The sequence below is a fragment of the Bradyrhizobium tropiciagri genome, assembly GCF_018130545.1.
GTDB lineage: Bacteria > Pseudomonadota > Alphaproteobacteria > Rhizobiales > Xanthobacteraceae > Bradyrhizobium > Bradyrhizobium tropiciagri_A.
On sequence record NZ_JAFCKF010000011.1, the window covers coordinates 64,299 to 79,641 of the forward strand.

General features: G+C 64.7%; 12 protein-coding genes. 10 read left to right on the top strand and 2 right to left on the bottom strand.

The features are described from left to right. Positions 1–35 precede the first annotated feature (35 nt). Positions 36–1,868 carry a PQQ-binding-like beta-propeller repeat protein gene (locus tag JQ616_RS35490; protein ID WP_212022823.1) on the bottom strand — a complete coding sequence of 611 codons (1,833 nt, stop codon included), beginning with the start codon at positions 1,866–1,868 and terminating at the stop codon, positions 36–38. Positions 1,869–2,115: 247 nt separating this feature from the next. Here JQ616_RS35490 and JQ616_RS35495 point away from each other — a divergent pair, with 247 nt between their 5' ends. The 3 genes from JQ616_RS35495 (at position 2,116) to JQ616_RS35505 (ending at position 5,934) form a co-directional block, all read left to right on the top strand. Continuing rightward, positions 2,116–3,690, top strand: a complete 1,575-nt coding sequence (locus JQ616_RS35495; RefSeq protein ID WP_249137719.1) for a sugar ABC transporter ATP-binding protein — start codon at positions 2,116–2,118, stop codon at positions 3,688–3,690. Continuing rightward, on the top strand, positions 3,687–4,679 hold the full coding sequence (locus JQ616_RS35500) for an ABC transporter permease (RefSeq protein WP_212022824.1): 993 nt from the start codon (positions 3,687–3,689) through the stop codon (positions 4,677–4,679). The genes JQ616_RS35495 and JQ616_RS35500 overlap by 4 nt, the downstream gene beginning before the upstream one ends. Before the next feature lie 103 nt (positions 4,680–4,782). Further along, a complete protein-coding gene (locus tag JQ616_RS35505) occupies positions 4,783–5,934 on the top strand; it encodes a substrate-binding domain-containing protein (RefSeq protein WP_212022825.1) in 1,152 nt (383 codons plus the stop codon). Between the two features lie 80 nt (positions 5,935–6,014). Here JQ616_RS35505 and JQ616_RS35510 read toward each other — a convergent pair whose 3' ends face one another. Next, positions 6,015–6,809 (bottom strand): DeoR/GlpR family DNA-binding transcription regulator, encoded by a 795-nt coding sequence (locus tag JQ616_RS35510; RefSeq protein ID WP_212022826.1) that lies wholly within the window; start codon positions 6,807–6,809, stop codon positions 6,015–6,017. A 281-nt stretch (positions 6,810–7,090) separates the two neighbouring features. On the opposite strand from JQ616_RS35510, the gene deoC reads away from it, so the two are divergent. The 7 genes from deoC to JQ616_RS35545 all read left to right on the top strand — a co-directional run bounded on the left by deoC (position 7,091) and on the right by JQ616_RS35545 (position 15,339). Further along, positions 7,091–8,077 (top strand): deoxyribose-phosphate aldolase, encoded by a 987-nt coding sequence (gene deoC / locus JQ616_RS35515; RefSeq protein ID WP_212022943.1) that lies wholly within the window; start codon positions 7,091–7,093, stop codon positions 8,075–8,077. A gap of 1 nt (position 8,078) precedes the next feature. Then, complete coding sequence (locus JQ616_RS35520; RefSeq protein ID WP_212022827.1) at positions 8,079–10,466, top strand: aldehyde dehydrogenase family protein; 2,388 nt, start codon at positions 8,079–8,081, stop codon at positions 10,464–10,466. A gap of 80 nt (positions 10,467–10,546) precedes the next feature. After that, positions 10,547–11,002, top strand: a complete 456-nt coding sequence (locus JQ616_RS35525) for an RbsD/FucU family protein (protein WP_212022828.1) — start codon at positions 10,547–10,549, stop codon at positions 11,000–11,002. 4 nt (positions 11,003–11,006) lie between these two features. After that, positions 11,007–11,933 carry a ribokinase gene (gene rbsK, locus JQ616_RS35530; RefSeq protein WP_212022829.1) on the top strand — a complete coding sequence of 309 codons (927 nt, stop codon included), beginning with the start codon at positions 11,007–11,009 and terminating at the stop codon, positions 11,931–11,933. A 7-nt stretch (positions 11,934–11,940) separates the two neighbouring features. Next, on the top strand, positions 11,941–12,816 hold the full coding sequence (locus JQ616_RS35535; protein ID WP_212022830.1) for a carbohydrate ABC transporter permease: 876 nt from the start codon (positions 11,941–11,943) through the stop codon (positions 12,814–12,816). After that, positions 12,813–13,850, top strand: a complete 1,038-nt coding sequence (locus JQ616_RS35540; protein WP_212022831.1) for a carbohydrate ABC transporter permease — start codon at positions 12,813–12,815, stop codon at positions 13,848–13,850. Before JQ616_RS35535 ends, JQ616_RS35540 begins: the two co-directional genes overlap by 4 nt. Positions 13,851–13,899: 49 nt before the next feature. Further along, on the top strand, positions 13,900–15,339 hold the full coding sequence (locus tag JQ616_RS35545) for an extracellular solute-binding protein (protein ID WP_349630091.1): 1,440 nt from the start codon (positions 13,900–13,902) through the stop codon (positions 15,337–15,339). Positions 15,340–15,343 lie beyond the last annotated feature (4 nt).

Sequence of the window (15,343 nt, forward strand, 5' to 3'; positions counted from 1 at the left end):
CCGAGCGTGCCATCGCAAATCCGGACACGCGTTTGTCAGGGGTTGCCGACCTCGAAGGCCAGCAGGACGTTGCCGGGCAGGCCACTCCATTGCGCGTAGCCGGAATTGACGTACAGCATGCCGTCGACGACGACCGGGCCGGGTCCGTCCATGGCACCGCCGCGGGCTGCGACGCCATTCACCGTGGTGTAGTCATGCGCGGTGTCGATCTCCCAAAGCAGCCTTGCGTCATCGGTCGCATAGGCGCGCAGGAAGCCGCTGACCCCGCCCGAGAACACGACACCGGGAATCAAAGTCACCGCTGCGGACAGCGCGGGACTGCATTGGGGACGATCGCCGCAGGCAACCGGCGCCACCTGCATTGCGATTTTCCCGGTCGCAAGATCGAGGCCGAACAGGCCGCCACCTTCGCTTGAGTTGAGGCGCCTCGAGCCGTCCCTCAGAAACCGCACGTCGGAATTGGCGACATAGATCCGATCCTGGTCCGCGGCGGAGCCCCACTCGGTCCCGCCCAATGGGCCGCCCTGGCCGATCCGCGTCTGCCACAGGATCTTGCCCTCGTGGTCGGGATCGAGCGCATGGACCACGCCGGATTTCTGCCCGATCACCAGCATGCGCTGTCTGCTGCGCAAGCTCACCAGGATCGGCGATTGTCCGAAATCATGATCGGGCCCGCGGTCTTGCGGACAATTGCTCTGGTCGGTGCCGAAGCACGCAACCACGAAGCTGTCCTTCGGCGTCGCCTGCTGATGCCAGAGCATCCGCCCGGTCGCGAGATCGAACGCGAGGATGGCATCGCTGGTGTCGGTTGCCGGGTCGGCATAGCTGTTCGAGGTCGCGACATAGAGCGCCTTGCGCGCAACATCGATCGTCGGTGCGGACCAGACCGAGGCGCCGGCCGGCCCGAACAGCTGGGTCCCGATGGCGTTCGTCCGGGTTGGGTGCGGCGCCTCGGCGATCGTATAGGTCTTCCAGATCTGCGCGCCGCTGTCGGCCTTCAGCGCCACGACGCTGCCGCGAAACGTGCAGCACTGGTAGGTCGGCCGCGACCCCGTGGCTTCCTCGATCGATGACACGCCGACATAAACGGCGCCGGAATAGAAGACCGGTGCGCCGGTAATCCGGGCGGCCATATGATCGTCGACCCGGCTCTTCCAGATCAACGTCCCGCTCGTCGCATTCACGGCGTAGACGTTGGCGAGCACATCGCCAAAGAAGATGACAGGTTGGCCGTTATCCAGCGTGGCGAAACTGATGGCTGCCCGGACTGCCGCGTCGGTCGGAAACAGCCAGCGAGTGCATCCGGTCTTGGCGTCGAGGGCGTGGACCTTGCGGTCGCCGCCGCCGACGAACAGCAACCCGCCGATCACCGTCGGCTGAGCAAAGGCGACGGATGTATTCGGGAATCCGAAGGCCCATTTCAGGCGCAAGCGCGGGACCTGGTCTGGCGCGAGGCCGGCCATCGCCGCCGGCTGAAACCGGCTGTTGTTGAGATCCGCGCCCCAGCCGTTCCACCGTGGCCCATCGATCGGCTGCGGAAAGCCGGTCTCGCTCTGCGCGCATTGGCCGGCAGTTTCGGTTGCCGCATGCGAGACGGCCTTGCCGGTGACGAGCGAGGCGATCGCCGCCCGCTCGTCATTGCTCAGCCCTTGCGCGAAGGACGCCATCGGGCCCGTGGTGATCGCACCGAGAACCTCGTCGAACGACTTCGATTGCAAGGCGGCGCGACTCGGCGCGCGAACATTGGCGTTGCCGCCGTCGTGACACTGCGCGCAGCGCTGCGTGAAGAGGGCGTCTCCGCCCTGCTGCGCGGTCGCAGGCAGGCAAGACCAGACCAGGGCGACGGCAATCACAGCACTCAGTTTCATCGCGGTTCACCGGCGTTGGCTTTGATGAGATGAGCGATCGAAGCGTAGCACAATCGTCCGGCCGCGGGCGGCGTGGTTCGGGTGGTGCAGGACCTGACCGGGACGCCCCCAATTCGCGGCCCGCCACCGCGATCTCCCATTGACAGGCCGCCGCGATGATAGAATTATAACACAATAGGTTGTAAAAATAACAACATGTCATCATCGTACCAGCGCCGCGCGCGGGTGACGGGAGGAAATTTTGGAATTGTCCGGTTCGATCGCGGCAGAGCCTCGACCGTCGACGGCGCTTTTGTTGGTCGGTGGCATCAACAAGCGCTTCGGCGGCGTACGCGCGTTGCGCGACGTCAACCTTGAGGTCCGCCCCGGCGAGGTGCACGCGCTGCTGGGCGAGAACGGGGCCGGAAAATCCACGCTGATCAAGATCCTCAGCGGGGTTCATGCCGCCGACAGCGGCACCATCGAGATCGCCGGCAAGCCGGTCGCGTTCGACAGCCCGGCGCGCTCGCGCGAGGCGGGGATCGCCGTCGTTTATCAGGATCTCAGCCTCGTTGAATCGCTCAGCGTCGCCGACAATCTGTTGCTCGGCCGCGAGCCACGCGCGCGTTTCGGCTTTGTCCGAAAGCGCGAGTTGATGGCCAGGGCCGAGGCGTTCCTGACCGAACTCGGCATTCCCCTCGACACGAAAGCCACGGTCGGCTCGCTGCCGTTCGCCTACCGCCAGATGACTGAGATCGCCAAGGCCTTGATGGGCGAGGTGCGGCTGTTGATCCTCGACGAGCCGACGTCCTCGCTGACGTCAGATGAAGTCCGCATCCTGTTCGACGCGATCGGCAAGGCGACGCGCCGGGGCATCGGCGTGATCTACGTGACGCATCGGCTCAACGAGGTCTTCGAGATCTCGCAGCGTGTCACGGTGCTGCGCGATGGCGCTAACGCCGGCACCTTCGTCACCGCCGAGACCGACATGAAGCGGCTGGTCAACGCCATCATCGGCACCGATCGATCGGCGCCCGCCGCCTCGCGCGTCGCGCCTGCGGCCACGCGTGCGTTCGATCCGTCGCCGGTTCTGTCGCTGTCGGGCGTCTGCAACGACCGGCTGTCCGCCGTCGATATGACCGTGCTGAAGGGCGAAATCCACGGCCTTGCCGGATTGATCGGCAGCGGGCGCACCGAGATCCTGGAGACGGTCTTCGGACTCCGGCCGGTCGAGCGCGGCAGGCTCGAGATCGAGGGCAGGCCGTGGCTGCCGAAGGGCGCGGCCGATGCGATCGACCACGGCGTCGCGCTGGTGCCGGAGGATCGTCACGTGCAAGGCCTGGTGCTCGACCATTCGATCGAGCGCAACATCACGCTGCCGCGGATTCCGCACTTCTCGCGCTGGGGTTTCATGCAGCAGCGCGCCGCTGCGAGGCGCGCGGAAACCGCGGTCGCTCGATTATCGGTGAAAGCGCAGGGCGCCTCGAGCCTGGTCAGGACATTGTCGGGCGGCAACCAGCAGAAGGTCGTGTTCGGAAAATGGAATGATCCGCGGCCGCGCGTGCTGCTGCTCGACGAGCCGACGGTTGGCGTCGACGTCGGCGCGCGCGAGGAGATCTATGCCGTGATCCGCAACGCCGCCCGCGACGGCAGTGGCGTGCTGGTCGTCTCGTCGGATCTCGTCGAGCTGATCGCGCTGTGCGACCGCATCTCCGTGATCGTCGATGGGCGCGTGGCGCGAACGCTTCAGCGCGGCGAGATCGATGATGCCGAAGAGCTGCATCATCTGCTGCAGATGTACCAGGCTTCAGGACAAAGCGCATTGCAAGAGCTGCCCGCATGACTGAATTAATCGCGCCCAATGTCGTCGCTGCGTCGACCCGATCCGATCGACGCCGCAAGCTGCTGCAGAACCTGCTGCGGGGCGAGCGGCCCTACATGCTGTACATCGCCTTCGTGGTGCTGCTGGTGGTGTTCAGCCTGTCCTCGCCCTGGTTCCTGTCGGTCGATAATTTCCTGAACATCGGACGCCAGACCACGCTGGTGTCGATCATCGCCGTCGGCATGACCTTTGTGATCATCGCGCGCCAGATCGATCTGTCGGTCGCATCGACATTGGCGCTGTCGGGCATGGCCGCCGCGCTCGCGATGAGCCAGATCAACAACAGCTGGATCGTCGGTGCCGTCGCAGGCCTCGGCACCGGCGCGCTGGTCGGGCTGCTCAACGGCATCCTTACCACGCAGCTCTCGATTCCGTCCTTCTTGGTCACGTTGGGATCGCTGAGCATGGCGCGGGGCCTGGCGATGATGGTGACCAACACCAAGCCCGTCATCATCACCAATGAGACATATTTTGCGATCTTCGGCGAAGGATCGTTTCTCGGCATCCCCGTGCCGATCGCCTGGACGCTGGTGGCGATGATCGTCGGCATCCTGCTGCTGCACTACAATGTGTTCGGTCGCCGCATCTATGCGGTCGGCGGCAATCCGACCGCGGCGCTCTATTCCGGCATCAACACCAAATGGGTGACGACCGCGGCCTTCGTGCTGACCGGCACGCTGGCCGGACTTGCTGCGTTGGTGCTGTCGGCGCGCTCGCATGCGGCGCGGCCCGACGTCGTGCAGGGCATGGAGCTCGATGTGATCGCCGCCGTGATCCTCGGTGGCTGCAGCCTGTTCGGCGGCCGCGGCTACATCCTGGGGACGCTGTTCGGCAGCCTGATCATCGGCACGCTCAACAACGGGCTCGTGTTGCTCGGTGTCAGCTCGCCTCTGCAACTCGTCATCAAGGGAGCGATCATCGTGGCCGCGGTCGCCTTCACGAAACGCTAGTCAGGAAGAGATGCAGCGCAAGGGTCGCGAGGCCACTGCGTTGCAAGGGTAGGGGCAAGGTCGCCGGCCTCCGGTCAATCGGCGACCACAAAGGGAGGAAACAATGAAGCCAATCTTGCGACAAACCCTGCCGTTGACCGCGCTGATCGCGGCGACGGCCATTTCGATCGCCCCCTCGGCCCGTGCCGAAGTGCCGGCAAGCTGTGTCAAGGGCGTCGATCTCGCAACGCTCGGACCGAAATCGATCGTTGGCCAGGGGCCGCATGGCGAGAAGGCCGCCTCGCCCGAAGTGCTGGCGTTGTCGGATGCCGAAGCCGCCAAGATCAAGGAGAAGAACTTCAAGGTCGGCATCTCGATGCAGACCGTCAACCTCGACTGGGCGCAACTGCAGATCCAGGGCATCACCGACACGCTGAAGAAGTATGGCGTGACGGTGACCGGCGTCGCGTCCGCCGAATATCAGGTCGACAAGCAGATCGCCGACATCGAAAACACCATCCAGCAGCATCCGGACGGCATCATCTCGATCCCGGTCGACTTCACCGCGACCGCGCCGACCTACAAGAAGGTCGCCAAGGCCGGTATCAAGCTGGTGCTGATGGACAGCATTCCGACCGGCCTCAAGCATCCCGAGGAATATGCCTCGATGATTTCGGCGGACAATCTGGGTAACGGGCAGATTGCGGCGCAGATCCTGGCGTCCTGCGTGGCGCAGGGCGGAACCATCGGTCTGGTCAATTTCGGCGTCGACTATTTCAGCACCAACGAGCGCACCAAAGGTGTTCGCGAGTGGATGCAGAAGAACCGGCCGGACATCAAGATGAAGCAGGTCGACTTCACCGACCCGCCGAAGGTATCGCAGATCGCGGGCGACTTCCTCACCGGCAATCCCGACGTCAAGGGCGTGTTTGCGGTCTGGGATCAGCCGGCACTGGATACGCTGAGCTCGATGCGCGCGCAGAGCATCGACATTCCGGTCACGACCGTCGATCTCGGCCTGCAATCGGCGATCGAGATTGCGAAAGGCGGACCACTGAAGGCGACCGGGTCGCAACGTCCCTATGACCAGGGCGTCGCGGAGGCGATGGCCATGATGAATGCGCTGCTTGGCAAGGAAACGCCGGCCTGGGTTGGCGTGCAGTCGCTGCCGGTAACGCAGTCCAACGTGCTGGAATCCTACAAGACGGTGTTCAAGAAGGAGCCGCCGCCGGAACTGACCGACGCCTGCAACAAGGCGAAGCCTGCCTGCAATTGATCTTTGGCCAGCGATGCGCGGTGTCGCAACGGCGTGCATCATGGACGAAGCTGACCCGGGCGAGCCAGCCCCCGTCCGGGTCAGATTGCGCTGGTCACGTATTCGACCGGAAGGGTACGGAAATGCTTGCGCATGTCCGATGACGCCGCGCCACCGACAATGATCCGCGAGAACGCGGCGATGTCGGAGAAGAATGCCGATTTGAGGCTGCCGAGCTTGCTGGCGTCGATCACCAGGATGCTCTCCATCGCGGTCTCGATGACGGCCTGCTTGACAGCGACCTCGTGAAAATTGGAGCAGCTCGCGCCGCGGGTCCAGTGCACGCCGCCGGCGGAAATGAAGGCCTTGTTGATCCCGAGCCGCCGCAGGTAGGACAGACCGTCGTCCGACGCAAACGACTGCGACGACGGATGGTAGAGCCCGCCCATCAGCATCACCTGCGTAGCCGGCCGCCGCGTGACGATCGAGGCCACATTCATCGAATAGCAGATCACCGAGAGCGGCAGGTCTTCGGGCAGGCAGTCGGCCAGCGACTGCATCGTCGTGCCGCAGTCGATGAAGATCGTATCGCCTTCCTTGATCGAGGCGGCGGCAGCCCGGCAGGCGAGGCGCTTGTCCTGGGTGTGCTGGTCGATCTCCTGCTCGAACGCGTATTTGATGCCGGTTGGCGACGCCGCATTGACGACATAGCCGCCGAGCAAAGCGAGGGCGGCTTCCGGACCGGCAAGGTCGCGCCGCACCGTCATTTCGGAAACCCTGAGGAGTTCGGCGGCGTCCTTCAGATGCAGTGCGCCGCTCGATTCAACGGCGCGGCGCAGCCTCTGCAGGCGCTGGACGCGGGTCTCGCTTGGTCGTGCGTTGGGGGTTTCAGCCATTTTGATCGCCGAGCTTGCTTATCCGATTGACAATGATCTTACAATGTTGTGAGTTTATCAACGTCAGTTTGTTACAAAAATAACATCCAGTTCGGTGGGCTGAACCGGTGCCGGAACGATCCCGTTCCTCGGCAATCGGCAAACCCAGCGGCGAGGTTAGGGGAGGATCACATGTTGCGATCTGCACATTCAGTCTATCTGGCGATCTCGTCGATTCGCTAGGACGCACGGCGCCTCCCATGACGCAGAGCGTCTTCATACAGAACCCGTCCCCATTGGCCATGCAGACGCCTGCTCCGGGCGGTGAGCATCCGCATGCGATCCCACGCAACAGCGGTCGCGCGCTCGAGATGGATTGGGTCGACGATATCAGGATCAATCTGTCGGCCGCCGAACGGCGCGTCGCCAGCCTGCCCGGCCGGCGAACCGTCAAGAAGGACGCGCAGGCGGCGTGGCTGCTCAAGGCGATCACCTGCATCGACCTGACGACGCTCAATGGCGACGATACGACCGAGCGGGTGAAGCGCCTCTGCGCCAAGGCCAAGGCGCCGGTGCGTAGTGATGTCATCGAGAAGCTCGGCTTTGCCGGTCGTGACCTGCATACCGGTGCGGTCTGTGTCTACCATCGTTTCGTTGCGACGGCTGTCGAAGCGCTCGACGGAACCGGCATTCCAGTCGCTGCGGTCTCGACCGGATTTCCCGCCGGCCTCGTGCCGCACGATGTCAAGCTGAAGGAGATCGAGGCGTCGGTCCGCGATGGCGCGCAGGAGATCGACATCGTCATCACTCGCGAGCACGTGCTGACCGGCGATTGGCGGGCGCTTTACGCCGAGGTCCGCGATTTCCGCGCCGCCTGCGGTAACGCGCATATCAAGACGATCTTGGCCACCGGCGACCTCAAGACGCTGCGCAACGTCGCAAAGGCGTCGATGGTCTGCATGATGGCCGGCGCCGACTTCATCAAGACCTCCACCGGCAAGGAAGGCGTCAACGCGACATTGCCGGTGACGCTGGCGATGCTGCGGATGATACGCGTCTATCAGGAGCGCACCGGCTACAAGATCGGCTTCAAGCCGGCCGGCGGCATCTCGACGGCAAAGGACGTGCTCAACTATCAGTTCCTGATGAAGGAGGAGCTGGGACGCGACTGGCTCGAGCCGGACCTGTTCCGCATCGGCGCCTCCAGCCTGCTCGCCGACATCGAGCGGCAGCTCGAGCATCACGTGACCGGCCACTACTCGGCTTTCAACCGCCACCCCGTGGGATGAGATGAGCGTCGCAAACTATTTCGAGACCATGGAGTATGGCCCCGCGCCAGAGGCGGACGGCGAGGCACGCGCCTGGCTGGCGCGGCATGACGCCACGTTCGGCCATTTCATCGCCGGCAAGTTTGTCGCACCGCATGCGGGCGAGCACCTCACGACGAGCGAGCCTGCCACGGGCAAGACGCTGGCGCGCATCGCGCAGGGTGCTGCCGCCGATGTCGAGGCCGCGGTCAACGCCGCGCGCACTGCGCAAACCGCATGGGCGAAGCTTGGCGGTCATGGCCGCGCGCGTCATCTCTATGCACTGGCACGCATGCTGCAGCGTCACGCCCGGTTGTTCGCCGTGCTCGAGGCGATCGACAACGGCAAGCCGATCCGGGAAACCCGCGATCTCGACGTGCCGCTCGCGGCGCGCCATTTCTACTATCATGCCGGCTGGGCGCAGTTGCAGGAGCGCGAATTCGCCGATCAGGTGCCGGTCGGCGTGATCGGGCAGATCATCCCGTGGAATTTCCCGCTGCTGATGCTGGCCTGGAAGATTGCGCCCGCGCTTGCCGCGGGTAATACCGTGGTGCTGAAGCCGGCGGAGTTCACCTCGCTGACGGCGCTGCTGTTCGCCGAACTCTCAGCCGAGGCCGGCCTGCCGCCGGGCGTGCTGAACGTCATCACCGGCGATGGTGCGACCGGCGCGTTGCTGGTCGAAAATCCCGGCGTCGACAAGATCGCCTTCACCGGATCAACCGAGGTCGGGCGGCTGATCCGCCAGGCGACAGCGGGCACCGGCAAATCGCTGACGCTGGAGCTCGGCGGCAAATCGCCGTTCATCGTGTTCGACGATGCCGATATCGATGGCGCCGTGGAAGGCGTGGTGGATGCGATCTGGTTCAACCAGGGCCAGGTCTGCTGCGCCGGATCGCGGCTGCTGTTGCAAGAAGGGATTGCGGAGACTTTCCGCAGGCGGCTGATCCGCCGCATGGAGACGCTTCGCGTCGGCATGCCGCTCGACAAGGCGATCGACATGGGCGCGGTGGTCGCCCCCGTGCAACTCGAGCGGATCAAGTCGCTGGTCGAGACCGGGGTGAAGGAGGGCGCCGAGAAATATCAGGCATCCGGCGCGATCCCGGCCGAAGGATGCTTCTATCCGCCGACCCTGCTCTGGAACGTGCATCCATCCTCGACGGTTGCGACCGAAGAGATATTTGGGCCGGTGCTGGTCGCGATGACCTTCCGCACGCCGGACGAAGCGGTGATGCTCGCCAACAACACGCGCTATGGCCTTGCCGCCAGCGTGTGGAGCGAGACGATTGGGCTCGCGCTCGACATCGCGCCGAAACTCTTGGCCGGCGTGGTCTGGGTCAATGCCACCAATCTGTTCGACGCCAGCGTCGGCTTCGGCGGCTATCGCGAGTCCGGTTTCGGCCGCGAGGGTGGCCGCGAAGGCATGTACGAATACCTCAAGCCGAGGGCCTGGAGCGGGCGCAAGGCGCGGGCCAAGGCATCGCCGCTGCCGACGGCGGCGGGCGCCAGCACCGGCTTCGACGTGCCGCCGATCGATCGAACGGCAAAGCTGTTCGTCGGCGGCAAGCAGGTGCGTCCGGACGGCAATTATTCCCGCGCGGTGCTCTCGCCGAAAGGCCGGCGGCTCGGCGAGGCGGGCGAGGGCAATCGCAAGGACATCCGCAATGCGGTGGCCGCGGCGCGCTCAGCCGAGGGGTGGGCACGGGCGACGGCGCATAATCGCGCCCAGATCCTCTACTACCTTGCCGAGAACCTCTCCGCGCGCGGCGACGAGTTCGCCCGCCGTATCGCTGACATGACCGGTGTTACGGGCGCGAAGGCACGCACGGAAGTCGATGCAAGCATCGAGCGGCTGTTCAGCTATGGCGCCTGGGCCGACAAATTCGAAGGATCGATCCACGCGCCGCCGCTGCGCGGCGTGGCGCTCGCGATGCACGAGCCGATCGGCGTGGTCGGTGTTGCCTGTCCCGACGAGGCGCCGCTGCTTGGCTTCATCAGCCTGGTCGCGCCATTGATCGCGATGGGCAACCGGGTCGTCGCCGTGCCGAGCGAGCGGCATCCGCTCGCCGCGACCGACTTCTATCAGGTGCTCGAGACCTCTGATGTGCCGGGCGGCGTGGTCAACATCGTCACCGGCGATCGCGACGATCTGGTCAAGGTGCTTGCCGAGCATGACGATGTCGACGCGCTCTGGGCGTTCGGTTCGCAGGAGGCTTCGACGGCAGCGGAGCGGCTGTCGATCGGCAATCTCAAGCGGACGCTGGTCGATCATGGTCTCGCGCTCGATTGGTACGACAGAGCCACAAGCGAGGGCCCGATCCTGCTCCGCCATGCGGTGCAGGTGAAGAACATCTGGATTCCGTACGGTGACTAAGAAAGTCACCTTGCGGTGATACGGATGGGGATCCGGACCGGCAGAGTCCGGCGATTTTGAAGACGAGGGAGGGACGCAACATGCTCAAGGGCATCAATCCACTGCTCAATGCCGACGTGCTTTATGCCCTGCGGGCGATGGGGCACGGCGATCGCCTGGTGGTGTGCGACACCAATTTTCCGGCCGACTCGATTGCCCGGCAGACCGCCTTTGGCGAGCTGCTGCGCATCGACAATGTGAGTGCCGCCAAGGCGGTCGAGGCCGTGCTTTCGGTGATGCCGCTCGATACGTTCGTCGACGATGCCGCGATCCGCATGGAGATCGTCGGCCAGCCTCAGGAAGTGCCGCCTGTGCAGCGCGAGGTGCAGGCAGCGATCGATGGCGCCGAGGGGCGGTCCTGGCCGCTGGTCGGCGTCGAGCGCCATGCGTTCTACGAGAAGGCCAAGACGGCCTATTGCGTGATCGCGACCGGCGAGCGGCGCTTCTACGGCTGCTTCCTGTTCAGCAAGGGCGTCATCGCGCCTGACGGGGAGTGACGACATGAGCAGGAATGGCGTCGCCGTCCTCGGCGTGTTCGTCGTCGATCTGGCGTTCCGCGCCGGCAACATGCCGGCGATCGGCGAGACCATCGCCGGATCGGGCTTTGCCATGGGTCCCGGCGGCAAGGGATCCAACCAGGCGGTCGCGGCCGCGCGGGCCGGCGCCAGCGTGAGCTTTATCTCGCGGATCGGCAGCGACGCCTTCGGCGAACTCGCGCTGAAGACCTGGGAGACCGAGGGAATTCGACCGCGCGTCGCGAAGAGCGCCGAAGCGCCGACTGGAGCTGCGTTCATCTATGTCCACGAGACCCGCGGCGACAACGCGATCATCGTGGTGCCGGGTGCGGCGGGCGGGATCAGCCCGGCCGATGTCGACGCGGTGGCGGACGCGATCCGCGAGTCCCGCGTGTTCGTGACCCAGCTCGAGCAGCCGGTCGATGCGGCGCGGCGCGGGCTCGAGATTGCGCGTGCCGCCGGCAGCGTCACGGTGTTCAATCCGGCGCCGGCGATCAAGTTCGACGATGATGGCCTGTTTGCGCTCTGCGATTATGTCGTTCCCAACGAGACCGAGGCCGAAGGGCTGACCGGCATCGCGGTCAGCGATCTTGCCGGCGCCCGCCGCGCCGGCGATGCGTTGCTGGCGAAAGGCGCCGGCACGGCGCTGATCACCCTCGGCGAGCGCGGCGCGTTGTTCCACGGACGGGATCGCTCGCTGCATGTGCCGCCGTTCGCGGCCGGCAAGGTGGTGGAGACCGCCGGCGCGGGTGATGCGTTCGTCGGCGGTTTTGCCGCAGCGCTCGCAGGCGGCGCCGATCCACTCGAGGCGGCACGGTTCGGTTCGGCCACGGCCGGAATTTCGGTGACCCGACCGGGCACCGCGCCCGCGATGCCGAAGCGCGCGGAGATCGACGCGCTGCTGAAGGGATGATTGCGCGATGATGCGGAATGATCCGATCAAGCATGTCTTCATCTGGCCGGCAGTGCTCGTCGTGCTGGCGATCTCGATCTTTCCGCTGATCTATTCGCTGACCACGAGCTTCCTGAGCTATCGCCTGATTCCGCCGATCCCGCCGCGGGTGGTCTGGCTCGGCAACTATGTCACGCTGCTGCAGGAGCCGCGGTTCTGGAATGCGCTCTTCACCACCACGCTGATTGCGCTGATCGCGGTCGGGCTGCAATACGCGATCGGATTTGGCGTTGCGCTGGCGTTGAACGCGCGGGTGCCGGGCGAGCGGTTGTTTCGCGTCGCCCTGCTGCTGCCGATGCTGCTGGCGCCCGTCGCGGTCGCGCTGGTGGCGCGCATGATCTTCAACCCGACGATGGGGCCGCTCAACCAGTTCCTGGCGAAATTCGGGCTGGCCAATCTGCCATTCCTGACCAACGGGCATTGGGCGCTCGCCTGCATCATCGCGGTCGAGGTCTGGCAGTGGACCCCATTCATCATCCTGATGATGCTGGCCGGTCTGCAAACGCTTCCCGAGGATGTCTATGAGGCCGCCGAACTCGAGAATGCCAGCGCCTGGCAGCAGTTCTGGGGCATCACCTTTCCCATGATGCTGCCGATCTCGGCCGCGGTCGTCTTCATCCGCCTGATCGAGAGCTACAAGATCATGGACACGGTGTTCGTGATGACCGGCGGCGGGCCGGGCGTGGACACCGAGACGCTGACTCTGTTCGCCTACCAGGAAGGCTTCAAGAAGTTCAATCTCGGCTACACGTCGGCGCTCAGTTTCCTGTTCTTGATCGCGATCACGATCATCGGCGTCACCTATCTGGCGCTGCTGCGGCCGCATCTGGAGAAGCGCCGATGAGCGGGCAGGGTTTGACCGGATTGTCGCCATGGAGTCGCCGCCTGGTCGCGCTCGGCGTGCTTGCCTGGTGTCTGATCACGGTGTTTCCACTCTATTGGGTGGTGGTGACCGCATTCAAGACGCCGCCGGGCGTCGTCGGAGGGCCGACTTACATTCCGTTCGTCGACTTCACGCCGACCTTGCAGCCCTTCATCGATCTCTATCAAGGAATCCGCGGCGAGTTCTTCCACACGTTCCTGAACTCGACGATCGTCGGCCTGTCGGCGGCGGCGATCGCCACCACGATCGGCGCGATGGCGGCCTATGCGCTGGTGCGGTTCGAATTCAAGGTGCGGCTTGGTGCGGGCCTGATGTTCTTCCTGCTCGCGCTCGGCGGCTATCTGCTGTTCAACGCGACGTTGGGGTTGACCCGGCCGCAGGCGCTTCTGCTCGCCTTTCCGATTGCGCTGATCGCCGCCATCGTCGCCAATCGCCTGCCGTTGCCGGGGCCGATACTCGGCAATGAGGACATCCTGTTCTGGTTCGTCAGCCAGCGCATGTTCCCGCCGATCGTCACGGCGTTCGCTTTGTATCTGCTCTACAGCGAGATCGGCCGGCTCGGCTTCCAGTTGATCGACAGCTTCGTCGGCCTGACGCTGTGCTACGTCGCGTTCTCGCTGCCGATCGTGGTCTGGCTGATGCGCGACTTCTTCGAGGCAATCCCGATCGAAGTCGAGGAGGCCGCGATGGTCGACAACGTGCCGAGCTGGCGCATCTTCATCGGCATCGTGGTGCCGATGTCGATGAACGGGCTGCTGGCGACGTTCATGATCACGCTGGCCTTCGTCTGGAACGAGTTTCTGTTCGCGCTGTTCCTGACCAATTCCAGATGGCAGACGCTGCCGATCCTGGTGGCGGGACAGAACAGCCAGCGCGGCGACGAATGGTGGGCGATCTCGGCTGCGGCACTCGTCGCCATCGTTCCCATGATGATCATGGCGGGCCTGCTCAGCCGGATGATGCGGTCGGGCCTGCTGCTCGGGGCCATCAAATAGCAAAAACGTATGTAGGGAGGACTAGACGATGTTGCGACGGACGTTCCTGATGTTGACCACCTCGCTCGCGATCGCGGGCGCTGCAAGCCAGGCGAATGCCGCCTGTAGCCCGGACTATACCGGCGTCACCCTGACGGTGGCGTCGCAGACCGGACCGTATATCGCCTCCGCGCTCAAGCTCGGCGCCGACGAATGGGCCAAGAAGACCTGCGGCAAGGTCAATGTGGTCGAATTCCCTTGGTCCGAGCTCTATCCGAAGATCGCGACCTCGCTGACCGCGTCGGACGCGACGTTCGACCTTGTCAGCTTCGCGCCGGCCTGGCTGCCGGACTTCGTGCCCTATCTCAGCGAGATGCCGAAGGAGATGCAGTCCGGCAAGGACTGGGACGACATCGAGCCGGCCTATCGCGAACGCCTGATGGTGTGGGAAGGCAAGATCTATTCGCAGTCGATGGACGGCGACGTCCACACCTACACCTACCGCACCGACCTGTTCAGCGATCCCAAGGAGAAGGACGCGTTCAAGGCCAAATACGGCTATGACCTCGCGCCGCCGAAGACCTGGAAGCAGTATCTCGACATCGCGGAATTCTTCCAGCGGCCGGACAAGGGCCTGTGGGGAACGGCGGAAGCCTTCCGTCGCGGCGGCCAGCAGTTCTGGTTCTTCTTCAGCCACGCGGCGGCCTACACCAACAATCCGAACTATCCGGGCGCGATGTTCTTCGACCCCGAAACCATGGACGCGCAGATCAACAATCCGGGCTGGGTGAAGGGCCTCGAGGAATACATCCGCGCATCGAAGCTCGGGCCGCCCAACGCGCTGAACTTCTCGTTCGGCGAGGTGAACGCCGCGGTCGCCGGCGGCCAGGTGGCGGAATCGATCGGCTGGGGCGACACCGGCGTCATCGCCGCCGACCCGAAGCAGTCGAAGATCTCGGGCAAGGTCGGCTCGGCGATGCTGCCCGGTTCGGATGAGATCTGGAACGCGAAGAGCAAGAAGTGGGATAAATTCCCGAGCGTGCTTCCGGGGCCCTTCATGGCATTCGGCGGCTGGCAGATCGCGGTGCCGAAGGCCGGCAAGAACCAGCAGGCGGCGTGGGACTTCGTCAAGACGCTGACCAGTCCCGACGTGTCGGGGCAGGCGGCGATCACCGGCGGCAGCGGCGTCAATCCCTATCGCAAATCGCACACCGCCAATCTACAGCTGTGGAGCAAGATCTTCACGCCGGAAGAGGCCAAGGAATATCTCGGCGCGCAATCGGACTCCATCAACGCCAAGAACGTCGCGCTCGACATGCGTCTGCCCGGCTACTTCTCCTACACCGAGGTGGTGGAGATCGAGCTTGGCAAGGCGCTGGCCGGCCAGACCACGCCGCAGGCGGCGCTCGACGCGATGGCCAAGGAGTGGAACCGGCTGACCGACGAGTTCGGCCGGGCCAAGCAGCTCGCGGCCTATCGCGCGGCGATGGGCCTGCCGCCCAAGAACTAGCTTT

Coding starts and splice junctions, on each gene's coding strand:
- JQ616_RS35490 (WP_212022823.1), bottom strand. CDS start 1,868: ATGAAACTGAGTGCTGTGATTGCCGTCGCCCTGGTCTGGTCTTGCCTG.
- JQ616_RS35500 (WP_212022824.1), top strand. CDS start 3,687: ATGACTGAATTAATCGCGCCCAATGTCGTCGCTGCGTCGACCCGATCC.
- JQ616_RS35505 (WP_212022825.1), top strand. CDS start 4,783: ATGAAGCCAATCTTGCGACAAACCCTGCCGTTGACCGCGCTGATCGCG.
- JQ616_RS35510 (WP_212022826.1), bottom strand. CDS start 6,809: ATGGCTGAAACCCCCAACGCACGACCAAGCGAGACCCGCGTCCAGCGC.
- deoC (WP_212022943.1), top strand. CDS start 7,091: ATGCAGACGCCTGCTCCGGGCGGTGAGCATCCGCATGCGATCCCACGC.
- JQ616_RS35520 (WP_212022827.1), top strand. CDS start 8,079: ATGAGCGTCGCAAACTATTTCGAGACCATGGAGTATGGCCCCGCGCCA.
- JQ616_RS35525 (WP_212022828.1), top strand. CDS start 10,547: ATGCTCAAGGGCATCAATCCACTGCTCAATGCCGACGTGCTTTATGCC.
- rbsK (WP_212022829.1), top strand. CDS start 11,007: ATGAGCAGGAATGGCGTCGCCGTCCTCGGCGTGTTCGTCGTCGATCTG.
- JQ616_RS35535 (WP_212022830.1), top strand. CDS start 11,941: ATGATGCGGAATGATCCGATCAAGCATGTCTTCATCTGGCCGGCAGTG.
- JQ616_RS35540 (WP_212022831.1), top strand. CDS start 12,813: ATGAGCGGGCAGGGTTTGACCGGATTGTCGCCATGGAGTCGCCGCCTG.
- JQ616_RS35545 (WP_349630091.1), top strand. CDS start 13,900: ATGTTGACCACCTCGCTCGCGATCGCGGGCGCTGCAAGCCAGGCGAAT.